The sequence below is a fragment of the Paenibacillus sp. DMB5 genome (genome assembly GCF_001517085.1).
GTDB lineage: Bacteria > Bacillota > Bacilli > Paenibacillales > Paenibacillaceae > Paenibacillus_AQ.
Genome location: NZ_LRAC01000172.1, coordinates 19,968 through 41,417 on the forward strand (window position 1 = coordinate 19,968; position 21,450 = coordinate 41,417).

At 51.3% G+C, this 21,450-nt stretch carries 23 protein-coding genes; 7 read left to right on the top strand and 16 right to left on the bottom strand.

Features of this window, described 5'->3' with window-relative positions:
• Positions 1-207: 207 nt before the first annotated feature.
• Genes AWJ19_RS32430 through AWJ19_RS32440 form a run of 3 tightly spaced genes read left to right on the top strand, consistent with a single transcriptional unit; the run spans position 208 to position 4,975 of the window.
• A complete protein-coding gene (locus tag AWJ19_RS32430; protein ID WP_128083751.1) occupies positions 208-1,320 on the top strand; it encodes a winged helix-turn-helix transcriptional regulator in 1,113 nt (370 codons plus the stop codon).
• Positions 1,321-1,379: 59 nt separating this feature from the next.
• The gene (locus AWJ19_RS32435; protein ID WP_068729842.1) at positions 1,380-3,182 is read left to right on the top strand and encodes an ABC transporter ATP-binding protein; all 1,803 of its coding nucleotides are present in this window, start codon (positions 1,380-1,382) and stop codon (positions 3,180-3,182) included.
• Entirely contained in the window at positions 3,179-4,975 is a 1,797-nt protein-coding gene (locus AWJ19_RS32440) for an ABC transporter ATP-binding protein (RefSeq protein WP_068729844.1), read from the top strand. The genes AWJ19_RS32435 and AWJ19_RS32440 overlap by 4 nt, the downstream gene beginning before the upstream one ends.
• Before the next feature lie 8 nt (positions 4,976-4,983).
• On the opposite strand, the gene AWJ19_RS32445 is transcribed toward AWJ19_RS32440, so the two are convergent.
• The 3 genes from AWJ19_RS32445 to AWJ19_RS32455 all read right to left on the bottom strand — a co-directional run bounded on the left by AWJ19_RS32445 (position 4,984) and on the right by AWJ19_RS32455 (position 6,558).
• Positions 4,984-5,412, bottom strand: coding sequence for a GNAT family N-acetyltransferase (locus tag AWJ19_RS32445; RefSeq protein ID WP_068729846.1), 429 nt, complete (start codon positions 5,410-5,412; stop codon positions 4,984-4,986).
• Positions 5,413-5,669: 257 nt separating this feature from the next.
• Positions 5,670-5,861 carry a hypothetical protein gene (locus AWJ19_RS32450; protein ID WP_068729848.1) on the bottom strand — a complete coding sequence of 64 codons (192 nt, stop codon included), beginning with the start codon at positions 5,859-5,861 and terminating at the stop codon, positions 5,670-5,672.
• A gap of 145 nt (positions 5,862-6,006) precedes the next feature.
• On the bottom strand, positions 6,007-6,558 hold the full coding sequence (locus AWJ19_RS32455; protein ID WP_068729850.1) for a polymer-forming cytoskeletal protein: 552 nt from the start codon (positions 6,556-6,558) through the stop codon (positions 6,007-6,009).
• 279 nt (positions 6,559-6,837) lie between these two features.
• Here AWJ19_RS32455 and AWJ19_RS32460 point away from each other — a divergent pair, with 279 nt between their 5' ends.
• The gene (locus AWJ19_RS32460) at positions 6,838-7,782 is read left to right on the top strand and encodes a serine hydrolase (RefSeq protein ID WP_068729890.1); all 945 of its coding nucleotides are present in this window, start codon (positions 6,838-6,840) and stop codon (positions 7,780-7,782) included.
• Positions 7,783-8,381: 599 nt separating this feature from the next.
• Here the strand turns inward: AWJ19_RS32460 and AWJ19_RS32465 are convergent.
• The 3 genes from AWJ19_RS32465 to AWJ19_RS32475 all read right to left on the bottom strand — a co-directional run bounded on the left by AWJ19_RS32465 (position 8,382) and on the right by AWJ19_RS32475 (position 10,864).
• Positions 8,382-9,134: a CPBP family intramembrane glutamic endopeptidase gene (locus tag AWJ19_RS32465; RefSeq protein ID WP_068729852.1), complete on the bottom strand. Its 753-nt coding sequence runs from the start codon at positions 9,132-9,134 to the stop codon at positions 8,382-8,384.
• 112 nt (positions 9,135-9,246) lie between these two features.
• Positions 9,247-9,798 carry a hypothetical protein gene (locus AWJ19_RS32470; protein ID WP_068729854.1) on the bottom strand — a complete coding sequence of 184 codons (552 nt, stop codon included), beginning with the start codon at positions 9,796-9,798 and terminating at the stop codon, positions 9,247-9,249.
• Between the two features lie 49 nt (positions 9,799-9,847).
• On the bottom strand, positions 9,848-10,864 hold the full coding sequence (locus AWJ19_RS32475; RefSeq protein WP_068729856.1) for a copper amine oxidase N-terminal domain-containing protein: 1,017 nt from the start codon (positions 10,862-10,864) through the stop codon (positions 9,848-9,850).
• Positions 10,865-11,208: 344 nt separating this feature from the next.
• Here AWJ19_RS32475 and AWJ19_RS32480 point away from each other — a divergent pair, with 344 nt between their 5' ends.
• Positions 11,209-11,577 carry a hypothetical protein gene (locus tag AWJ19_RS32480; protein ID WP_068729858.1) on the top strand — a complete coding sequence of 123 codons (369 nt, stop codon included), beginning with the start codon at positions 11,209-11,211 and terminating at the stop codon, positions 11,575-11,577.
• 90 nt (positions 11,578-11,667) lie between these two features.
• On the opposite strand, the gene AWJ19_RS32485 is transcribed toward AWJ19_RS32480, so the two are convergent.
• The 3 genes from AWJ19_RS32485 to AWJ19_RS32495 form a co-directional block, all read right to left on the bottom strand.
• On the bottom strand, positions 11,668-11,850 hold the full coding sequence (locus AWJ19_RS32485) for a hypothetical protein (protein WP_068729861.1): 183 nt from the start codon (positions 11,848-11,850) through the stop codon (positions 11,668-11,670).
• Between the two features lie 120 nt (positions 11,851-11,970).
• Positions 11,971-12,843 carry a tetratricopeptide repeat protein gene (locus tag AWJ19_RS32490; RefSeq protein WP_068729863.1) on the bottom strand — a complete coding sequence of 291 codons (873 nt, stop codon included), beginning with the start codon at positions 12,841-12,843 and terminating at the stop codon, positions 11,971-11,973.
• Between the two features lie 26 nt (positions 12,844-12,869).
• A complete protein-coding gene (locus AWJ19_RS32495) occupies positions 12,870-13,829 on the bottom strand; it encodes an ATP-binding protein (RefSeq protein ID WP_068729865.1) in 960 nt (319 codons plus the stop codon).
• 132 nt (positions 13,830-13,961) lie between these two features.
• Here AWJ19_RS32495 and AWJ19_RS32500 point away from each other — a divergent pair, with 132 nt between their 5' ends.
• Entirely contained in the window at positions 13,962-14,390 is a 429-nt protein-coding gene (locus AWJ19_RS32500) for a PH domain-containing protein (protein WP_068729867.1), read from the top strand.
• A gap of 135 nt (positions 14,391-14,525) precedes the next feature.
• Here the strand turns inward: AWJ19_RS32500 and AWJ19_RS37095 are convergent, their stop codons facing one another.
• The 7 genes from AWJ19_RS37095 to AWJ19_RS32530 form a co-directional block, all read right to left on the bottom strand.
• On the bottom strand, positions 14,526-14,777 hold the full coding sequence (locus AWJ19_RS37095) for a hypothetical protein (RefSeq protein WP_241781968.1): 252 nt from the start codon (positions 14,775-14,777) through the stop codon (positions 14,526-14,528).
• Entirely contained in the window at positions 14,711-15,337 is a 627-nt protein-coding gene (locus AWJ19_RS32505) for an alpha/beta hydrolase-fold protein (protein ID WP_241781969.1), read from the bottom strand. The genes AWJ19_RS37095 and AWJ19_RS32505 overlap by 67 nt, the downstream gene beginning before the upstream one ends.
• Positions 15,334-16,383: an ABC transporter substrate-binding protein gene (locus AWJ19_RS32510; protein WP_068729869.1), complete on the bottom strand. Its 1,050-nt coding sequence runs from the start codon at positions 16,381-16,383 to the stop codon at positions 15,334-15,336. The genes AWJ19_RS32505 and AWJ19_RS32510 overlap by 4 nt, the downstream gene beginning before the upstream one ends.
• Positions 16,384-16,425: 42 nt before the next feature.
• Complete coding sequence (locus tag AWJ19_RS32515) at positions 16,426-17,631, bottom strand: helix-turn-helix domain-containing protein (protein ID WP_068729870.1); 1,206 nt, start codon at positions 17,629-17,631, stop codon at positions 16,426-16,428.
• 128 nt (positions 17,632-17,759) lie between these two features.
• A complete protein-coding gene (locus AWJ19_RS32520) occupies positions 17,760-18,305 on the bottom strand; it encodes a hypothetical protein (RefSeq protein ID WP_128083752.1) in 546 nt (181 codons plus the stop codon).
• Positions 18,306-18,434: 129 nt separating this feature from the next.
• On the bottom strand, positions 18,435-19,145 hold the full coding sequence (locus AWJ19_RS32525) for a hypothetical protein (protein ID WP_068729878.1): 711 nt from the start codon (positions 19,143-19,145) through the stop codon (positions 18,435-18,437).
• Complete coding sequence (locus AWJ19_RS32530) at positions 19,145-20,089, bottom strand: MBL fold metallo-hydrolase (RefSeq protein ID WP_068729880.1); 945 nt, start codon at positions 20,087-20,089, stop codon at positions 19,145-19,147. Before AWJ19_RS32530 ends, AWJ19_RS32525 begins: the two co-directional genes overlap by 1 nt.
• Positions 20,090-20,240: 151 nt before the next feature.
• Here AWJ19_RS32530 and AWJ19_RS32535 point away from each other — a divergent pair, with 151 nt between their 5' ends.
• Positions 20,241-21,278, top strand: coding sequence for an asparaginase (locus tag AWJ19_RS32535; RefSeq protein ID WP_068729882.1), 1,038 nt, complete (start codon positions 20,241-20,243; stop codon positions 21,276-21,278).
• Positions 21,279-21,450: the final 172 nt, after the last annotated feature.

Here is a 21,450-nt window from a genome sequence, read left to right on the forward strand (position 1 = left end):
GGTCCCCGCAATATCATCCAAGAACTGGGCCGCATCTCATCACAGACGCTAACCCGATAAAGCAACCGCTGTATTTAAAAAATTCAAAGTGATTTTTATCCTATGCGCTTTTTCAGGCATGGGTTATTTTAACATTAAGTGATAACTTAATGTTATGGCACATAATCAAATATTAAACTTTTACTTAAATTCATAACGGAGGTCCAGATGCAAATGCAAACTCTCAATGAACAACTCCGGCATAATATCCGCTTCACCTATAACGAGGCTCTGGAATTAATCGTCGCTATGGGGATGGCGGCTTGCGGAGAGCAGATGTATGCCATGGCTCAGGATTACAAGATAGAAATTGACTCCATGGCTGATTCCTTCTACGAGGATACCAAGGCCCGGCTGTCACCGCACACTTTACGTGAGCTGCAGTTTTTCTTCGGCCACAATTTTCTCCATAAAACACTGGACTTTGGTTTCTATGTGTCCATCTGCAGTAATCCTGAGCCGCAGACAGCGGAAGACTGGATTAGATCACTGGAGACCGTGCCGGCGGAATGGATGCTGACAGAGATGGTATTCGGGGTTTATCACGATAAGCTGGAGGAGCTGCTGCAAGGAAGAGATTGGGAAGCATTAAAAGGCAATCTCAGCCTGCTGGCCGCATTAGTCAGGGATACTCCTCCGCATCAGGAGGTCCTTCTTACACAGGAGCCGCTGCTGGAATGCCTTGCCCATCCGGAGGAATGCAAGCTGAGGTACATGCAGCTTCTCCGCCGGTTCTACAAGGATGTTTTTATCCACTGGAAAGAACAGCTGAAGGAACGTTCTGAACAGGCTTCAGATCATTATAAGACGCTATTCGCTGCCAAGCCTGAGCAGTTCATCCGGGAAATCCACAAAAATGAGCCTGAAATTTTCCTCTCTTTCCCTACTGCTTTTCACGTAAGCCAGGCATCCCAGGTCGGAAATCATTTTTTGAATTTTACTACTGCGGCCGGCAATGTAGGCTGGGTTATCTTCGGAATCCATAATGAGCGGGTATTCGGCCCGGCTGCAGACCGTGAACAGACTGAGCTGTTCCTGAAGGCCTTTTCTGATAAGCGGCGGCTTGATTTCGTACTGTTGCTGAAGCAGCGCCCGCATTATGGGCAAGAGATCGCTTCCGCGCTCGGTATTACACCTGCAGCCGTGAATTATCATTCCAACTTCCTGTTCTTCCTGGATCTGATCAGTGTAAAACGGGAGGATCACCGCATGTATTATCATCTGAATGTTGAGCGGTTACGGGAGCTGCTGGCCTTGACTGCTAAAGTCATGTTGGATTAGAGCTTAATCAGGCAGCATTCTGTAATAAGGGTTACATCTGATAACAGGGAGGGTCTCCATTGAAGAGATCAGAAGCTTCCGGCACATTCATCCGTTTAGTGAAGCTCGGCAGGCCGTATATCGGCTGGTATATTGCTCTTTGTCTGGCTGCTGCCGTTATATCACTGACCTCTGTCGGTATCGCTGAAGCATTGCGGCGGATCATTAATGCAGCCACGGAGCGTGACATATCCAGCCTGGCTTCCAGCGCTATATTTGCTTTAGCTATTGTACTTGTTGATGTTGTCTTTAATTTTCTAAAAAGCTATTTATCCGCAGTGCTTGAGTATAAATCCACTTCCCGGCTGCAGCTGTCCCTGCTGGACAAACTGCTGAAGGTGAAGATGAAAGATCTGGACCGCTACCATTCCGCCGATCTCATCAGCCGTATTCACGATTCCGCACCTGCGGCGCAGCAAGGCATTAACCTGAAGACGGTCGAGCTGTTCAGCAGCCTGCTGCAGATCCTCTTTCTGCTTACCTACCTGATGTCCCTTCATTTCACGCTCACCATGGGCATACTGCTGATCTGCGCCCTGCTGCCGCTGGTGATGCTGCCTTTTACCTCACGGATCCGCAGCCTGTACCGGAAAAGACAGGAAGTGGAAGCCGCCCAGCAAGTGCTGATTCAGGACTCCGTACAGGGTGCTGAAGTCGTCCGCGCCTTCTCACTGGCTTCACGGCTGCAGCAGCAATTCATGGAGCGGGTGCAGCACTACTTCAAGTTCCATGTTCCGCTCTCCCGTGCAGAAGCGGTTGGCTATAATATGAACTTTACCGTTATCTTAGGCGGTCTGCTGTATCTGCTTACTTATGGAGGATATCTCGTAATTGGCGGACGGCTTGATGTGGGGGCGGTGGCGGCATTTCTGATCAGCTTCGAGCAGATTACGAATCCGGTCTCCAGGCTCTCCAATCTATGGGCACAGCTGCAAACCTCCCTGGCTCAGGGCAGCCGGATCTTTGAACTGTTTGAGCTGCAAAATGAACAGGCAGGACAGGAACAAGACATACAGAAGCAGAGGTCCGAGCAGCAGCAGGACAATGTAACAGCAGGTCTCAAGGGACTGCCTATTTTCTTTAACAATGTAAGCTTCAGCTACAGCGGCAATCCGGTCCTGCAGCAGGTACAGCTTAATATTGAGCCGGGCAAAGTGACCGCTTTGGCCGGACCGAGCGGAAGCGGAAAAAGCACGCTGCTCCGCCTGCTTCTGGCAGAATACGAACCCGACAACGGCACCATCTGCTGCGGGTCACAGCCGTTAGGAACCCTTTCGCCTCATCTCTGGCGCAGCAGCCTTGCTTACGTATCTCAGGAGCCTTATCTTTTCTCAGGTACCCTGTATGAGAATATTGCCTGGGGCAGATCCGGAGCTGCCAAAGAGGAGGTTATACAGGCTGCTCGGGACGCAGGAATTCATGAGTTCATTATGAGTACTCCGCTGCAGTATGAGACTGCCATCGGTGAACGGGGAATCACCCTGTCCGGCGGGGAGCGGCAGCGGCTATCTATTGCCAGGGCCTTTGTCCGCGGGCCGGAGCTGCTGCTGCTAGATGAACCGACGGCCGCGCTTGACAGCCACAGTGAAGAGATTGTCCAGCAGGCGCTGCAAAAGCTGATGCAGGGCCGGACAACCGTAGTGATTGCCCACAGGCTGTCGACGATCCGTAATGCCGACACGATCTATTTTATGGAGGCGGGCTCGGTTGTTGAGGAAGGAACCCATCCGGAGCTGATGGCAATGGAGGGCAAATATTACAATATGGTACAGTCCGTCCACCGGACGGATCATTCCCCTGTGCCGGAGGAGAATCAGATATGACGACCAAAGAAGCCGGAAAGTTACCGCTTCGCACCGTTCTGGGCCGGCTGCTGCCTTATGCCTCTCCTTACCGGATTGGCCTGCTGCTGGCTACTCTGCTGCTTGCCGCCAGACTGGTGATGGACATCGGTTTAGCAGCCATCCAGCAGCTGTTCATTGACACCATTAACAGCGCAGATATGGATTCACTTCTCCGGCTGAGCGTTATTGTCGCCGCTGCCTGTGTCCTGATCATACTTTGTCTGATGCTTCAGCATTATTACCGGTTTGTCGTTCAGAGCAGGATGTCCTGGGATCTGAGGGCAGCGCTGTTTAACAAGACGCACCGCCTGCCGTTCCGGCAGATTCAGTCCATGCATTCCGGTGATCTTACCTCACGCAACACCAAGGATGCGGAAGCCGCGATGGGCACAGTCAGCAGCATTATCTACGATTTAAGCTACAATCTTCTGCTCTGCTTTATCTCCTTTCTCTATCTGGCTTCCATGGATGTGTGGCTCGCTTTACTTGCGCTTGGCTCCGGGCCGGTCGTCTTTTTCTCCAGCCGCTTCTTTGACCGCAAATTGCGGCAGCTCTCAACCCGGATTTACGAGGCTGAAGCTCAGCTGCGCGGCATTCTGCAGGAGACCCTGCAGGGTGTGAAGATCGTCCGGGCTTTTTCGCTGGAAACGATGCTGCAGGACAAATATGCGGCTGAGCGCACGAGGCTGAACCGTCTGCTGCTGCAGCGGGCGCTTTTAACGACACTGTTATGGAACAGCGCCGCTTTTATCAACAATCTGGTGATGGTCGTCTGCGCAGGCTTCATTGCTTACTCGGCAATCAAGGGCGGGACCTCTGCCGGGGAAGTGCTTGCTTTCATCATACTGATGGGGCGGGTTCAATGGCCCTTTGTCCATATGTCACAGACCTGGGGCGGTGTCCAGCAGTCGCTTGGCGCGGCAGACCGTGTATTCTCTGTTCTTGACGCACCGTCCGAGGATGACATTCCTTATGGGCACCGGAGCCTCCACTCAGAGATTGATCCGGATGAATCTGCTGCATTAACTATTCATGGTGCATCTTACAGTTACTCCGCAGCAACGGATGATCAGAAGCAGATATTCAGAAATTTGAATCTTCATATCCGGCATGGCGAAACGGTCGCGCTGGTCGGGCCAAGCGGCTCCGGCAAAACAACCCTTATGCGGATGTGCTGCGGATTACTCAGACCCGATGCCGGACATATTTCCGTGTATGGCCAATCTGCATCCGGCGGCCTCCAGGAACTGCGCAGCATGATCACTTATGTGCCGCAGTCCCCTTACTTGTTCTCCGGTACAATTAAGGACAATATTGCGTTCAGCAGCGATATGGCCAGTGATGAAGAAATCCGGGAAGCTGCCAGACTTGCAGGGGCTGATGAATTTATTCTGAAGCTGCCAGCCGGCTATGACACCCGGATCGGCGAACACGGAACTGGCTTATCCGGAGGACAACGCCAGCGTATTGCCATTGCCCGGGCCTTTCTGCGCAATGCACCGCTTCTACTGCTGGATGAAGCGACCTCTGCCCTGGATAATGAATCGGAGCAGCTTGTTCAGCAGTCCCTTGACCGGCTTATGCAGAACCGGACCACGCTGGTCATTGCCCACCGGCTATCCACTGTACGCAACGCCACCAGAATCATCGTGCTGGATAAGGGAGCTGTCGCCGAGGAAGGCACTCATGACAGCCTGCTAGCCAGCAACGGAGTATACGCGGAGCTGTACCGGCTGCAATTTAAGGAGCCGGTCGCTGAAGCTGTCCTGTGAGGCTCGGATCACTGTAGCTTCTTGGTAAGTACAGCTTCATTGTCTCTCGAATAACCGTTATTTTCATAGATTCGCTGAGCCGAATGATTATTACTGCCTGTCAGAATCCTCACGCTAACCACGCTGCGGCGGCTTAACTCTTTTTCAAGCAGATTTAGCAATGCCGTCGCAGCCCCTTTTCTTCTGTAAGCTTGCTCAATGTACATTTCTGTAATCTCACCGCAAGCCTCACTGTAGCAAAAGGAATTATAGCTTCGGGCGCAGCCGAATCCGATCACCCGGTCCTCCATCAAGGCCACTGCTACCACCTCACCATCTCTCAGTAAGCTCTCCGATATTTCCGCAGCCTGCCGCAGCTCACCTCCATTAAATTCATAGTTCAGCCTGGCTAATGCAGCGGCATCGTTTACTGTAGCCAGTCTCACTTTTATTGACACCTAGTCCACCTGCCCTTCCGTTCAAAATTACTCCCCATAAATAAGCTTCCGCAGCTCCTCATGATTTTTAGATGGAATAGAGTAGCCTTTTCCGCTATCTTTAGAGTCCACCAGCAGACCCCGTATCCCCTCCTCTTTTGAATCAGAAATATTTAACACATAATGCTTGATCCTGCCGTTCTTATGAGTCACATCCATCCGAAAAGTCGCACCGTAATCCAGTTCTCCTTTTATCCTTTTAGCCTTATTGATAGCCGTTACGAATAGCTTGATTTCCTGTGGTGCTGTAAAGGTCTTTTCTGCAAAAAGTCCGGCGGGTATCTGCCCGTCACCACATAAATCCGCACACTCCAGCCGGATGCTGCAACCTCGCTTACTTTCAGCTTGCTGTAGCTCATAATCCCAATGGCAAGCAGACAGATTACCAGCAGCGGAATCCACTTTTTCATATCAGCCCCTCCTTCTCTCAGCGCAAAACAATCAACACCTTTCCATATATTTCTATGTAAACATAAAGAAAGCCTGCAAACTCAATCCCCGTGTCAGAGATTAAGTCTACAGGCTCTATCTATTCGATCATCCGCAAAAAACTGATTATTTAACTTCAGTTGTTCCAGTCACTTTGCCTTCCATCACTGCAGTTGCTTGTACATCAGCACTTGCGAAGTACAGGTTACCGTCGATGGTAGCATCTTTATACAGGTTAAAGCCGTTAGCTTCTACATATACGTCACCTTTGATTGTACCGCCTTGTACTCTGAAGTTCTCGCTTTGTACAGTCACTTTAGGTGCAGTCAGTGTATAAGTAGCAGTTACCTTATGGTCAGCATCCTGTGCGTACAGGGCGAGCTTGCGGTAGATAGCATTTTCGGCAGCGCCTTTATCATGGAATTCTCCGGCTACAACAACATCCTGATCTACTGTCAGATCATTCAGAATCGCAACGATCCAGTTGCCCTCTGCACTTACTGCTTTCAGGAACGGATCCTGTTCTTTCACGATGGAAGCTGTCGATACAGCATCGGTCTGTGCAGCAGCAGTTGCAGTGGCAGCCGCTTCATTTCCCGCATTATCACTATTCGAACCGCAACCCGACAACAACGCAGCAGCAACCCCGGCAACCAATAAGCTTTTTACAAATTTCATCTCAATTCCCCCAAATCATTTTTATTTAATTTCTTTTTGATAATCATATTATATATTAAAATTTGATAATTATTAAGTGAACTTTTTCACAAATTTGTGTCTATTACTATTTGTTTTGCCTACAAAGAGACACCGGTCGTAAATAGGCACCAGCGCCTTTAGCATTATGTTATTTAATCGATTTCGTTTTTTGCAATAAGGCTGGTACACTGTTAACAGATATGTACAAATATAATAATGGATTACGCCATCCGGCAGCATAAGAAAGGAACTCATGAAATGGATACATCCAAACTTTCCGCAGTGCTCTCACCTTACCAGTTGCGCAGCTGTCTAATTAGCTCCGAAGGCCGTCTGGTCTTTGAACATTATAGAGAAACCGGCACAGCCGGTGAACTCGCCAAAATCAACTCCTGTACCAAAAGCATCCTGTCTGCTCTCGTCTGCATCGCGGTGCAAAAAGGACTGCTGCCGCAGCCGGAAACGTTTCTGGCGGAATTTTATCCCCGGCTCCGGCAGGACCGTGATCCGCGCAAAGCTGCAATAACACTGGAGCATCTGCTAACCATGTCTGCGGGCTTTAACTGGACGGAATTTGGCGGCCAGAATTCCTTTCCCCGAATGACGCGCTCAGCGAACTGGACAGAGTTTGTGCTGGAGCAGCCGCTGTCCCACAATCCCGGTGAGCATATGGAGTACAACTCCGGTGTTTCCCAGCTCCTGGCGGCTTTGCTGGCAGAAGGTACAGGGATGCCGGTTGCCCGGTTTGCCGAGTCCGTGCTGTTCAGTCCGCTGGGCATAGAACAATATGAATGGGAGCAGGACCCGCAGGGCATTCATACCGGCGGCTTCGGGCTGCGCCTGCGCCCGGTTCATCTGCTTAGGTTCGGCCAGCTCTATCTGCAGCGCGGACAATGGGACCAACGGCAGCTGATTGCTTCAGAGCTGATTGACCGTTCTACGCAAACCGCCCTCCTGGCTGAAGCTCCCCGCCGCGGCGGTTATGCCTGGCACTGGTGGACGGACAGCTATCCTCATTCCGGTGATTCTGCTGGGGAAACAGAACTTCATTATTATTACGCCCGGGGATACGGCGGGCAGTTTATTTATGTTCTGCCGAAGCTGGAAACCGTCGTTGTCCTGACCCAGGATAATCGCGGCAGGCAGAAACGCACTGCAGATGTATTCCGTGAATCGGTCTTACCAATATTAACTGCAACCTGACAGCTTTTATTAGCATAAACGCATAAATCCCCGACTACCTTATCAACCTAGGTAACGGGGATTTATGTGTTCAATCCATTATTCAATTCAATCATTTCCTCCAGCCACAATCCATATCCCTGACATGGTTATTGTTCATTCAATTTCGGTACTTCCCGTTCGCTCCTGATAAGGAGTATTGCCCCATGTCCTGCATATGGGATGAGTTCCCCACGTACACGATTACACGAAAAACGTTTTCACGGACGTTTTCCCTACTGTGTTAACCGTAATTGTACGCTTCGCTAACCTGCTTCAACGGAATCACGCTCCTTCGACTGCAAGATATGTCTTGCCTGAAAAGCTTGTCCCTGGTTCATGGTTTCTTTGGGAATCTCTCCTTCCTTCAGTACTCACCATAAGTAAGCTTAAAGGATAGCCGCTTAGCGGTTATCTGTGCAGTTACTTGTTGGTGATGTCACTATAGTAGCGCATATCTGATAAATTTTAAACTTCCAAAATTTTTCGTATTTTGTCGTATTCTCCGGAAATTCCTAGTCCCAGATATTGGGCTCTCCGAGCCTGAAAATTGCTTCTTTTTTTGCGGTTTTACGCAGATTTTACACTTTTACAATTGTAAATTTACGGCGCAGATTATAAACCAGGTAAAGGCCGTACAGTAAATACAGGACGTTGAGTACAATAACCACCGTCAGCTCTTTATCGGGATTCTCTTTGGTCATGAATGCAAGGGCATCATAGACAAAATGGAACAGAATCAGCGGAATAATATTCCCCGTAGTCTCAATCAGCAAGGCAAGAATTAAGCCGATCAGGAAGGCATTGATTACCTGAAGCACGACACTCAAAGGATCTTTACCGTTTAACGCATTCGCCATATGTAATATTCCAAAGAAGACCGATGAAAACACGATATAAAATACAGGACCCTTAAACTTCAGCTTATCGCGTATAACTCCTCTGAAGATGCTCTCCTCAGTAAAGCCGACCAAGAGGGTAAACACCAGAAACAGGAGTACTTCAGCAGCAGTGAGCTGTACATTAAGTCCGCCCATAACTGGTTGAACCATTGCAATGATCACCAGCGGTATGTAAAACAAAGCGGCCTGAAGCTCTGCTGCACGAATGGGCCTGAATCCAAACTGCTCCAGAGAACGGCTGCCTCTCGTCATATAAACAGTAACAATGACTGCCATTACCAGAAAAGCTGCCGCCTGGACAGCAATTACCCCGTTGTCGCTTAATTCCATGATGGTCGCAACGGCTGAGGCGGCTGAAATCAGAAAGGTCAGCAAAACCCCCAGCATAAGCGAAAAAAGAATGGGGTGAGCCTTTTTAGTGGTATTTGTCATGATAACTCTCCTTTGATCCTGTTTGATCAACGCCCAATCCGGGCAATACTGGATGAATTGTACTACAGGCCCGCGATGAATGAATTACATCTTTTTCAACAATCCCGCATGATCAGTCTTTGCTATCTTCTATCATGGTTTTCAAAGGCCCATCGTCCCACACCTGTACCTCAATATACCGTTCCGGACCGCCGGTTCCGTCTTTATTCCAGATCTGCGGCAATCCGTACTTTTCAATTAGCTGCAATATTTCACAATAAGTATACACTTGACTGCGATATTCCCGTCCGTCCTGCACCCTGGGACTAAAGGTGGGAAATAAATCACCGTATGAGAATGACAACGTACCAGGATCAAAGCTTGAAATCTGTATCTGAACCGATTCTCCCTCAGCGTACCACGATTTCAGCCAGTCACATTCACCGAATACCATATAGTGCGGCACTGTACGGACCGGGTTCCCGCCTTTTGCAGTAAACAGTTCTCTGGCGAGCTGCTCCAGCTCTCTTCTTCGCTCAAGGTAACCTTCTGGTCTGCGCGAAGCCATTACTTCTTTTTCCCGCCGGATCGCTCCCAGTACTTCTTCCGCCTCGGCAGCCGGTAAATCCGAGAGATTCCGGAAGGGGCCCAGCGCTTTTTCGTAATAATGATACAGCATATCCATATCCGATCTATCACCTCCCTGCAGCATGGTTTAATATCAAAAACTCAGCCTAAGGCCGAGTCTTTGACAGATCATATTCGTAAATCCGGCCGTCCAGAACCGCCTGATTCTTGAACTGCAGCAGATTGCCGGTGCGCCGGACAAATTCCAGCTGATCCCCGTGAAACGGAACGTCGTTGGTTTCAGCATACAGCTGCTGGTCAGCATCTAGCAGTTCCTTGTACAGCAGCGTATTGCTCCCTGTTTTGCGGTCAATCAGCATAAGCAGCCCTTTCTGGTTGGGACGGATCAGCAGGAAGTCGTCATCCATGGCCTCCACCAGGTACTTATCATTGATCCCGCCAAGCTTGACCAGATCCAGCGTCTCTTTTACCATTCCGGTCCCGTCCTCAATTACTCTAAGCTGCCTGCCATCCGTCAAAATCAGGTTATCGCCGTACATTTTCACATTATCCCCGTAACGGATCCAATAGCCCACACTGGCCTGCCGGATCACCATTCCGTCCTTAAGGATCAGGGTATACCATTTGTTATTGATGTGCGGTTCTCCGTAAACATCGGTGATTGTCAGGTAAAGTAATCCTCCGTCTGTCTTGCGGAAATCAAAATTAACCATGTCGTACAGCTCGGAGCCAAGACTAGCAATCAGCCGGGGCTGGCCTGCCGGACTTTGGGCATACAGCTTTCCCGTCTGCTTATCAACAGTATAGGAAATTCCTCCGTAAACAGCACTGGCGCTTGAAAAGAACTGAAGATTTTTGGCGGTGTATACCCTGCTTTTGGCGTTCCAGCTTACCGTCTCTCCGTGCAATGCCTGTACTACGAACCGGGCCGGCAGATACAGCTCGTCCTTATATACAAAAGGCCGGCCGCCCAGGCTGACAGTCTGACCATCCAGCTTTCCCTTTGTACTTGCTGTTGTTACAGTCACCGTCTTCTTCCATCCGCTAAAGGTGTATACTGTCCCGCTGCGTGTGCTGCTCCGGGAAGCTTGCAGACCAGCCGACTCCAGGATGCTGGCACGGGCATAAACAGTCCCTTCTTTCAGCAGTGCCGGGCTTGTCATCTGGCCTCCGTTTTCCCAGCTTATTGTTAAATAAGCGGTTGAAGCCGCAGAGGTTACTGAAGGAAAAACCAATAGTAACACTAGAAGAGGCAATAACAGCCAGCTCTTTTTCATAAAAATCAACCCTTTCATCTTGTTCTGATTCCATCTACTCTTTGGACTCCAAAAACAGGAAAAAGTTGCAGACAAAGCCTGTCTATTCCCATGTTCATTAGACTTAGTCCAATTGAACTAGCTTACCATAACTTCCAGTGGGAAAAGCCTGCACTGCATGATATAATCGCTAATAGTTTTGCCGCGAAATGAATCCCGTTTTGGTGTAGGGTGCAGGAGGATTTGTTACCATGAACAGTCATATTAAAATTGTGAAAGTCTCGGCAGCCATTGAAAAGGATGAATTTGCCGTTAAGGTGAGCCATTGGAAGCTTTTGCTGGAGACAAGCCGCTATTATGAGATTAGAGGCGAAGAGGGTCCGGTCAAGCGGATTTACAAAGAAAAGCTTAACACTGTTGTGGATGAGACGAAGTCTTATAGCGCCGGGCAATTATCCTGCTCAGCCTTTTGCGCGGAGGAACGGATTAATGAGATGCAGATCGAAATGCTCCGCAAGCTGCAGCTTAAAATCAACCAATACATGAATGAGCTTCACCTGAATATGAAAGCGATCCAGCGGCAGACGATTTGCCCTGAGGATTTCAAGCAACCGGAGTAGCCACAACGTGAATTGAAGCACAAAGAGCCGCAGATTACAGACTATAATAATAGTTCTGCAGTCCCGGCTCTTTTGTGTTTGCCATGTTCTTTACAGCAGTTCCGCGTTCTTCACAGCATGCTCCCAGCTTGGAAAATAGTACAGCGCACTCCGCATTAATTCCGGGTCATGCTGCTTAACCTGCTTCTTGTTGATGCTTCCTCCGCCCGACTGGAGCTGCTTAATCCGGCTGATGACCTCATCTGATCCCATTGTAATATCCAGCTTTGCCACTCCCTTCCTTATGGTTACCCCCTATTATCACCCATTGTGCTATTTTTAAACCTGTATGAATAAAAGAAAAGAGTGCCCCTGAGCTTAACGGCTGCCGGAGCACTCGTATAAATCAATCTCTTACTTTCGTCTTCGCTGCCAGCCGTAAACCTGCACATGAACGATCGCTTTGGTCACCACATTGGCTATGATATACAGCAGAAGCAGCAAAAGCACCAGCGGCCTGAATACCACCCAGGCCACAATCCAGACCGCGAGAAGCTGCCAGCGCTTCAGCCTGCGGATATACTTGGTCGGCCACAGAAAGATCCCCAGCAGCTTATTGGTCTGCTGCAGCGACTCCAGAAACTCATCCCGCAGCTGCTTGTCATCCGGATCCAGCCGGACGGCATTTCTCATGTAAGTTTCTTTGAGCTTGTAATCCCCGCGGTGTCCGGCAGCCCAGCCCAGGTATAGCAGCACATATTCATTCTCTACCCCGGTCTGGACCGCCTGCCTGTCAAGACTGACCGATTCAGCCATGTTGCCAAGAAGGGCTTCAGTATAGCTCAATGTAGCCAGATAGACAGCATTCTCGGGGCTCAGCTCCAGCGCCTGCAGCAGCTCTTCCTTCGCTTCCTTGTATTTGGCCCGTTTGTTCAGCACATTAGCCTTAAGGAAGTAATAATGCGGCTCATAGGGGTCGATCCGCATCGCTTCCGCTACTGCCTCTATCAGCGCTTTATAGTCCTGTGTATCGTAGTAGACATTAACCCTTACGAACCAGGCCAGCTGCTGCTCGGGATCCCGCTGCAGCGCTTCGCCCGCCCAGTGCATTGCCTTGTTGTAGTCCCCCAGATATAGCTGAATCTGTGCAATAACAGCATAAATATCCGGGTCCTCAGGATCCGCGCGAAGCACCTGCTCCGCTTCAGCCAGCGCCTCCTTGTACCGTTTCATTCCCATAAGCTCATGGACCGCAGCCAAACCGTAGCCGCTGGATTCATACCCCATCCTCAGGACCCCCTGCCTAGCCTGTACTATTTGATGCCATGCTTCTTGGCATAGTCGAGAACAACCTGATAATCCCGGTTCACATCGCTGAACGTGGCATAGTTCTTTGCAGTGGCGAACCACTCCAGTGTTGTCGCCTTGCGGGATTTGGCCGCCTGCCGCAGATCTCCCGCCGTAATCGGCTGAATCTCCCCGGTTTCAAAGGTGCGCTCCATCGCCGTCTCAACGGCATCGCTAACTACCTGCTCCAGATCAGCGCCTGAGAAAAACTTGGTCTCTCCCGCAAGCCTGGACAGATTGAGCGGTTCAACCGGCTTGCCGGCAAGCTTCAGGCCGAGAATGGTTTCACGCTCCGCTTCCGCCGGCGGCGGAACAAATACAAGATGGTTGAACCGCCCCGGACGGCGCAGCGCCGAATCCAGATACCACGGTGTATTGGTCGCGCCGATCACAAACACCTGGTCATTCTCCGCCTGCAGCCCGTCCAGCTCCAGCAGCAGCTGGTTCACCAGCATCCGGTCATGGTGCTGGCGCATCTGATGACGGCTGCCGCCCATGGCGTCCAGCTCGTCAATGAAGATGACGCAGGGCTTGTTTTCCCGGGCCTTTGCAAAAATGTTGTGCAGATTGTTCTCACTCTGTCCCACGTACATAGCAAGGATTGCCTGCAGCTCGATATGCATGAAATTGGCTTCAATCTCTCCGGCTACAGCCCGGGCCAAAAAGGTCTTTCCGCAGCCCGGAGGACCGTAGAGCAGCAGGCTGCCTCCCGCCTCTTTGCCGTAAGCGGCAAACAGCTCCGGCTGCTGCAGCGGCAGGATGAAATTCATCCTGATCTTCTTCTTCACATCCTCCAGCCCGCCGACATCGGCAAAGGTCTCCTTAGGCTTGTCCGATTCAATCAGCGCGTCGTCCTCTTTACTGAACTGTATGAGCTTCAGATTTTTGCGTCGTTTCTCTGCCAGCTCATCATGTTCATCCGCCATATGCCTCTCACCCCTATCATTATTGAAATAAGTTTACCATATTTACAGGCAGGATTAGTCATGAGTTTGGAGAATATTAACAGGGAACTATGCAACAGCATTTCCACTTCGGTGGACTCAGGAGGGAATATAATGGCTAACTTGTTTGGCGGTTTAATGGGCAATTATTCAGAGGTGACGATTCCGGAGCTCATGAACCAGTACGGGGCCTATCTGATGCCCCAGGAACAGATCCGCACAGGCTTCAAGCTGGTCCGCGATGCGTTCATCATTACAGATGAGCGGCTGATTCTGATTGATCATCAGGGGGTTACCGGCAAAAAAACGCGGGTTGCTTCCATTCACCTCAGCTCTATTTATGAAGTAACCATGGAGACCGGCGGCACAGGCTTTGATGATTGTGAAATTAACCTGCACTATATTACCTCTCCTTACCATAAGTCTAACAATCTGCAGACTGCAGTCTATAAATTTGAATTCGCCAAAAAGTTCAACGTACAGCCGCTCTATACCGCCCTTATCAGCATCGCCCATGAGAATCATAAACGGTTGAATGGTTAATTAAAAAATTAAGAGGAACAAAGAAAACCTCTCAGTTATACAAATGGTAATAGTACAATTACCATTTGATAAAGAGAGGTTTTTTGGTGCTTTCCTTTAAGTCTCCCAGCTCTGGTCTGCCGTCAAGAGCCGTCCCTACTGCTTCTCCAGCGCAAACTTCAGCAGCCGGCTGAGCGCTGCAGGCAGGACGCTGACATGATTCTCACCGGAGAATTTGGCCAGGCTGACCTCGAGTCCCTGCGCGGCGAGCGGCTCCAGCAGCACGGGAAGCTTCACGGCATCCTCGACCATATGGTCAAGCTCGTCGGTCCCGATTGTAATCAGCAGCTTCCGCTGCAGGGCAAGCAGAGGATACTCAGCCGTAAAGGCCTTAAGCTCCCGAAGCACTTCATAATCCCCCCACCAGGCGGATGGACTGCCGCCGCATAATGGGTGAACAATTCCGGCCTGGTGAACAGGGCATGCAGGACGAACAAGCCGCCGAAAGAATGGCCAAATACTGCCTGCCGCTGCTGATCTACCGGAAACAGGCCGGCAATCAGCGGCATGATGTCCTTCTGCAGGATATCCAGGAAGCTGCCTGCACCGCCGTACTCCGGCCAGGCGCTGCCGTCCGGCCGCTTGAGCAATGTCTCTTCCTCTACAGGCATCGTGAAATCGTAGCAGCGGCGGGTCATATCAAATGGCTCGCCTGACGGATAGCCGATGGCGACGATCAGCACCGGGTCGAAGCCGTGCGGCTTGCGGGTCTGCAGCCGTGCGGCTTCCGCCAGGGTATGAAATACAGCGTGCCCGTCCAGCGCGTAAATCACCGGGTAACCGTCCGGCGGAGCTTCACCGGACGGATGTGAGAGCAGCAGCCGGTATTCGGCCTTACGCGGACCGGCGGTAATGACAATCTCCTCACAGCCCTGATGCGGATAGTTTAGTTCCTTGATGCTGCTCATGGCACGATAATCTCCAGCACATCATCTATAACATTGCTGTAGGCGACAACGCCCCCGCCCAGCCAGTACCGGTCATCCACATTGTATACGTGCCCGGCCTGAACGGCAGGAATGCTTTTCCAGAGGGCACTTTCCGTCAGCTCCTTGTAGAAGGTCTCCCCGCTGTTAGCAGTGTCGTTGGCCAGGAAGATGTAGTCGGCATCAATCTGCGGCAGCAGCTCCAGCGACAGCTCCAGGCTGTTCTCTGTCGCAACGAGATCGCTTTTGGCAATGCCCAGCTGATCCGCCAGCACGAACCCGCCGTATACTCCGCCCATCAGGAACATTCCACGCGAATTGAAGCGGATGATCAGTGCTTTTTTGCCGTCCGTATGCGGAGCAAGTGCCGCTTTGGCATCTTCAACCTTCTGGTGATAGGCGGCCAGCCCTTCAGCTGCGGCCTTCTGCTTCCCGATGAGTTCACCCAGCAGCGTTACAGAGCTGTCCAGATCACCTGCCGCCTGTTTGAATACATAGGTCGGGGCGATCTTAGAGTATTGCTCGTATACCCCGTTCTCGGCATAATTGGCGTTGTGCAGCACAATCAGATCCGGCTGCAGATCCATAATGACCTCCGGTGAAGGCAGCCCGCTGTTAAAATCAAGCAGCGGCACGCCGGCTAGCTTGTCCTGCAAATAGGCCTGCCCCTGTCCGTTGTTCGCCCACTGGGCCACAGGCTTGACGCCCAGCACAACGAGGGAATCTTCCAGGTACGGGGCAAAAATGCGCTGCGGCGCCGCTTCCAGCGTCAGCTCATGGCCCAGCTCATCAGTAACAGTAAGTGGATAGGCCGTTTCAGCTGTATGTTCAGCTGCAGACGGCTCAGAGGACGGTTCAGCAGAAGGCTGTGCGCTTGCGGCAGCGGCTGCCGAGGCTGCATTGTCTGCCCCGTGATTTGCTGCATCTGAGCTGCAGCCGCTCAGCAGCGCAGCTGCCAGCAGCAGGCTGAGTGAAGCGGGCAGCAATCCTTTTCTTATTTTACCTGCCGATACGGTTATGTCTTGCATGTCTGATCTCCCCCTAATGATAATCGTTCTCATTAATGGAGATTATAAAGGATAGGCCTGCGGGTAACCATGGACTCTGTCCTCCTGCAGGTTTGGACAATTTCCGGTAAACATCAGCTGTGTTTCCTCCAGCATCCGGTCGATTGCCACCGCCGAGTATTCAAACCAGGGGTCAGATGGCAGCAGATAAATCTGCCTGTTGCGTACCGCCTGAAGGCAGCACCAGCGCTCATTGTGCTGCAGGGACAGCCAGCTCATCCTTGTCTGGGAATCCGGGCAGATCAGCAGCAGCAGCCGCTGCGGGTTCAGAGCCTGAAGTTCATCAATTGAGACAGGTTCATTATAAAGCTCGCTTGAGTGGTTATAAGCCGGGCAGAGTCCAAGCTGCTCATACAGCACGGCCCTGATCCCCCGGTTACAGTAGGCGTACAACTGGTCGCCGCTTAGCCGCAGAACAATCACTTTGTCCCGGCCTACTGCTTTTGAGACCTGCTGTGTAATCTGCTTTGCCTTCTGCTTATACAGCTCAATCCACTGCCTGTACTGCTGCTCCCTGTCCAGAAAAACCGCCAGCTCCAGCAGCTGTTCATCCCAGCGGCCCTGCTCTCCGGGAATAAACAGGGTCTGGGCATTGCGGAGCAGTGACTCCTGCCAGTCCTCAGCCATCCCGGCATGTCCGATGATAACATCAGGTCTCGACCGGATCAGCTTGTCAATCTCCATCTCCTGGTCAAGAAGATCGACCCTCAGATGGGTCTCGATAAGGGAATAGTATTTGTTGTAATAGTAATGGGTCCATTTCGCATCGAGCGGCGCTGCCGCCGGGATGATATCCAGCGCCAGCAGCTGTCCGGTGGCCGCAGCAGAGCAGGCGGCAATCCGCTGCTTCTGACGGCGGACGAAGGCGGACGGCGGTAACCCTGTCTCTTTTTTAAACTTCCGGCTGAAATAGAATTCATCGCTGTACCCGACCATATGGGCAATTTCCCGCAGCAGATAACCGGACTCCTGCAAATATTGCTTTGCCCTGCTGATCCTCAGATCGGTCAGGTAGTCCATCGCACTTTGCCCGTACGTTTTTTTGAACAGCTCACTGAAATATTTCGGTCTGAAGCCGGCCATACGGGCCAGCTGATCAATGGACAAGGGTTCATGAAAGTGATTCGCCATAAAAGCCCGGATACCGGCCATGCCGGTCCGTTCACCAGTATCTGTATCGCTTATATCAAGCGGTTGCACCCGCTCCATCGGAATCCCTCCATTCAAAACACAGCTTTATATTAGTGATAATGATAATCATTATCTTGAAGGATTTCAATAAAAAAGAGCGCCCCAAGGCGCCCTTCTCCTATCATGATATGAACAGCCGCTGTTTATTACAGGCTCGGTCCGACACTTCCGGCATCTGTCCGGAGCACAAAATAAATGTCCTGCAGCTCTCCCCCGCCCATCCCGCTCAGGCGGAAGCCGCGGAGAGTGGCACCAGGCTCATAATCCGATGTACTTGAGCTTAAAAAGGCAGCCGGATTGATACTAAGCTCAAAAGACCCCGACCCTCCGCTAATCACAACCGTCTGAGACCCGTTATCGGGCATTTTGTATTTGTAGCTGCCGTCCGGCAGCAGAATTACATCTGTCAGCTCATAATCAGCATCATCTACCTCCGCCAGATGGACTTCGATCGACTCTCCAAGCTGAATATATGGGATATTCCCCGGTTCTATCAGCTCGACAAGGGCCTGGTATTGCTTCTCATGGCGTTCCCGGTTTGTCTGCCCGTCATTGGCCGCCCGGACCGCCAGCGGAATTTCAGCGCCGTCCGCCAAAAGGGTAACCGCCCTCCCCGTTGAATCTTCCTCCTGATCCCACGGGCTGCAGGCCGTCAGGAGAAACAACAGCAGTACGCATAAGCTACGCTTCATAAGCCAGGCCATAATAAGGAAGCGTCAGCACCGGGCGGAAGCCCAGCTTGTGCGCAAGGCGGTATGATCCGGTATTCTCCAGCCGGCAGGCCCAGACCGGCTCCAGACCATGCTCCAGACAATATTCAATCAGCGCCAGGCTGACCGCAAAAGCGTATCCTTTTCCCCGGTGGGCCTGCAGCGTCTCAATTCCAATCTCCAGCTGCCCCCGGCACAGCAGGAGGAAAACGCGGCAGCAGCTATATCTCCCTCCGCTGTAAGCACTACGAAGCCTGCCCCTTCCTCCTTAAAATGTGCAGCATCCCGCCAAAAAAAGCGGGGAACCACACCCTGCTCCAGCGCCGTAAAATGCTCTTCAGTCAGAAGAACGATGGGAGCGGGCTGCCTGCCGGCAGCTCTTTTTGCAGCTGCAAATGCGGTACGGTCCAGAATAAAATTGACCCTAGTATTGCACTGAATGGCCCTGGAGCAAGCCTCTGCATGTAAGCCTTCACCCAGTCCAAGTGTACTATTATGCAAGGCAGCAGCGGCATCGATGATTTCCGTCCAATTTCCTGCAGGATCTGCCTGCAGCCATTCTGCCGTACGCCTATCGCCTCTGGTGTTCGTTATGTATTCACTTACCGCGCTAACAAAAGCATCATTACTGGTATCTCCAAGCACAAGCGACATCCCATAGGGATGCGCTATATAATAAGCGCTCGGATCGTCCGGATCATCCGTATAGACTTTACCGGTGATCGTGTGCTCCAGAACCGCTTTTGCGAACAAGGTGTTGATCTCTATTAAATCCAGCAACGGGAGGACCTGTGCGTACTTGCCGGTATCCAGTTCAATCATTACTTCACCCCTTCCCCTTGTTTATACTGCTGGTACAGCCAGCGGAAATCCCAGCCGAACACATGGGACATTTCCCATTCGGCAAAAGGTTCAGGAACACCGCCGGCAAGCCAGTAAGCTTCCGTTTCACCGCTTGCTGCCGCCTGCCGGGCATACTCAGGAATGGCTGTCAGGTAACGGATCATTTCCCCGAGACTGCTGCGGTCCGTCACGTCACCGTGTCCGGGAATCAGCTTACTGAATTCAAGCTCACGCCTGATCCGCTTAACAATCCCCGGCCAATTCTCCAGACTGCCGCTCAGCATAGCCGGATGTGTCCGGCTAAGTACAAGGTCACCGGCAATTAATACGCCAGCATCCTCTACGTACACCATCGCATCACTTTCTGTATGCCCGCCGCCAAAGGTAAGTACGGTAGCGGTGCGCGCACTGCCATGTAGCGTCATTTTATCGGAAAAGGTTACTGTTGCCGTCACTCTGCGGATATCCGGAACAGCTCTCAACAAAGCTTTTTTATCCGCGATTTCATTGTCAAAGGCCGTTTGAAGCCTGCTGTCCTGTGCGGACTGTCTGCCTTTTTCCAATGTAGTAATTACCTGCTGTAATCCGTCTTGCCAAGCTTCTACAGGCGGCGTACCCTCTCTGGTTAAAAACTCTCGTGTTACAGCCGTAGATATAATCTGACTGTCCGCAAAAGCCTGATTACCGTAATGATGATCTCCGTGATAGTGGGTATTCACCACGTATTGCACCGGTTTTCCGGTCAGCTTCACTGCCGCTTCTTTCAAAAGTACTGCCGCCTGCGGAAGACTGAATGTATCCACTACTACCGTACTGTCTCCCAAGTCAATGATCGCCGCATTTCCTAATGCACCGCTGCCCGGAACAACAATTGCCGCCCAAACTCCGTCTGCCACTGTATGTAAACTAAAAAATGTATTCATGCACACTCCCCTCAGCGTGTCCCGTGGTATTTTTACCCTCCTATATATTCGGCTGCAAGGTAATATTTTCCTTTAACAAAAATCAGTTGACTTCTTTCTTATTATAAGTTAGCTTTCTCACATAATAGTTTAGACTGAAAGGAACGTACCCATGATCATTCCAACGCCGGAAGTCAATTTTACTGCATCCCCCTTCTATAATCCTAATCTGAAAAATGTCGTTATTCTCGCCACCGGAGGAACGATTGCCGGCAGCGGCGAAGCCCATAAAACCTTAAATTACGAGCCTGGCGCCCTGCCAATTCAGGATCTGCTGGACAGCGTACCCCATCTGGAGCGTGTAGCCAACTGTGTCGGTATTCAGGTAAGCAACCTGGGCAGCGCCGACATCACCAGCCAGCACTGGCTGACCCTTGCCTCCATTATTAACACGTTAGCGCAGCGGGAGGATATTCACGGCTTTGTCATCACCCATGGAACGGATACGCTCGATGAAACCTCCTACTTTCTGAATCTCGTCATCAAAACCGACAAGCCGGTCATTATCACCGGTTCCATGCGCCCCGCTACAGCCATTAGTCCGGACGGTCCGCTGAATTTGTTCCAGTCGGTTGCTCTCGCTGCCAATCCGGAGGCGTCCGGTCAGGGTGTCATGGTTGTGTTCGCAGAAGGCATCTACAGCGGCAGAGATGTGCAGAAGGTAAATACATTCAAGGCCAACGCTTTTGATGAGCGGGACTTCGGCTGTCTGGGATATATGCGTGACAGTGAGGCTTTTTTCTATACCCGTTCCCTGAAAAAGCATACGACCGCCGCCCAGTTCGATGTGTCCCCGCTCAGCGGGCTGCCTGAGGTGTCCGTTGCTTATTTCCATGTCGATGCTGATCCCGGCATACTTGACTACCTGTCCACGATCTCCAAAGGAATTGTCATCGCCGGAGCAGGCGGCGGCATCTACAGCAAGCCGTGGATTGATAAAGTCGGGGAGCTGAAGGATAACAACATTCCGGTTGTCCGTTGCTCACGGATTTCCAGCGGTATCACCCTTAAAGACACCTATATCGATCTTTCTGCCAACTCTATTCCCTGCAACAGCCTGGTCCCGCAAAAAGCGCGCATCCTGCTCTCGCTGGCTCTGACCCAGACGACCCAGTATGACGAAATCGCTGCAATGTTTAATGTGTATTAAAAATAAAGCGCCCGTGGAAATTGAACGGGCGGCTTTATTCTTTGTGGTGCTCGGCTGCGCTAAACGCTGGCTGAAATCAAGGGCATTTTTGCCCTTCATTTCGCTCATTGGGCCGCTTGGGCTGAAATCTAGGGCATTTTTGCCCTTGATTTGGCTCATTGGGCCGCTTGGG

What these genes read in the sequence shown, in the direction of transcription:
- AWJ19_RS32430 (WP_128083751.1), top strand. Translation starts at nt 208, where the DNA reads ATGCAAATGCAAACTCTCAATGAACAACTCCGGCATAATATCCGCTTC.
- AWJ19_RS32440 (WP_068729844.1), top strand. Translation starts at nt 3,179, where the DNA reads ATGACGACCAAAGAAGCCGGAAAGTTACCGCTTCGCACCGTTCTGGGC.
- AWJ19_RS32450 (WP_068729848.1), bottom strand. Translation starts at nt 5,861, where the DNA reads ATGAAAAAGTGGATTCCGCTGCTGGTAATCTGTCTGCTTGCCATTGGG.
- AWJ19_RS32455 (WP_068729850.1), bottom strand. Translation starts at nt 6,558, where the DNA reads ATGAAATTTGTAAAAAGCTTATTGGTTGCCGGGGTTGCTGCTGCGTTG.
- AWJ19_RS32460 (WP_068729890.1), top strand. Translation starts at nt 6,838, where the DNA reads ATGGATACATCCAAACTTTCCGCAGTGCTCTCACCTTACCAGTTGCGC.
- AWJ19_RS32465 (WP_068729852.1), bottom strand. Translation starts at nt 9,134, where the DNA reads ATGACAAATACCACTAAAAAGGCTCACCCCATTCTTTTTTCGCTTATG.
- AWJ19_RS32470 (WP_068729854.1), bottom strand. Translation starts at nt 9,798, where the DNA reads ATGGATATGCTGTATCATTATTACGAAAAAGCGCTGGGCCCCTTCCGG.
- AWJ19_RS32475 (WP_068729856.1), bottom strand. Translation starts at nt 10,864, where the DNA reads ATGACAAGCCCGGCACTGCTGAAAGAAGGGACTGTTTATGCCCGTGCC.
- AWJ19_RS32480 (WP_068729858.1), top strand. Translation starts at nt 11,209, where the DNA reads ATGAACAGTCATATTAAAATTGTGAAAGTCTCGGCAGCCATTGAAAAG.
- AWJ19_RS32490 (WP_068729863.1), bottom strand. Translation starts at nt 12,843, where the DNA reads ATGGGGTATGAATCCAGCGGCTACGGTTTGGCTGCGGTCCATGAGCTT.
- AWJ19_RS32495 (WP_068729865.1), bottom strand. Translation starts at nt 13,829, where the DNA reads ATGGCGGATGAACATGATGAGCTGGCAGAGAAACGACGCAAAAATCTG.
- AWJ19_RS32500 (WP_068729867.1), top strand. Translation starts at nt 13,962, where the DNA reads ATGGCTAACTTGTTTGGCGGTTTAATGGGCAATTATTCAGAGGTGACG.
- AWJ19_RS32505 (WP_241781969.1), bottom strand. Translation starts at nt 15,337, where the DNA reads ATGAGCAGCATCAAGGAACTAAACTATCCGCATCAGGGCTGTGAGGAG.
- AWJ19_RS32510 (WP_068729869.1), bottom strand. Translation starts at nt 16,383, where the DNA reads ATGCAAGACATAACCGTATCGGCAGGTAAAATAAGAAAAGGATTGCTG.
- AWJ19_RS32515 (WP_068729870.1), bottom strand. Translation starts at nt 17,631, where the DNA reads ATGGAGCGGGTGCAACCGCTTGATATAAGCGATACAGATACTGGTGAA.
- AWJ19_RS32520 (WP_128083752.1), bottom strand. Translation starts at nt 18,305, where the DNA reads ATGAAGCGTAGCTTATGCGTACTGCTGTTGTTTCTCCTGACGGCCTGC.
- AWJ19_RS32525 (WP_068729878.1), bottom strand. Translation starts at nt 19,145, where the DNA reads ATGATTGAACTGGATACCGGCAAGTACGCACAGGTCCTCCCGTTGCTG.
- AWJ19_RS32530 (WP_068729880.1), bottom strand. Translation starts at nt 20,089, where the DNA reads ATGAATACATTTTTTAGTTTACATACAGTGGCAGACGGAGTTTGGGCG.
- AWJ19_RS32535 (WP_068729882.1), top strand. Translation starts at nt 20,241, where the DNA reads ATGATCATTCCAACGCCGGAAGTCAATTTTACTGCATCCCCCTTCTAT.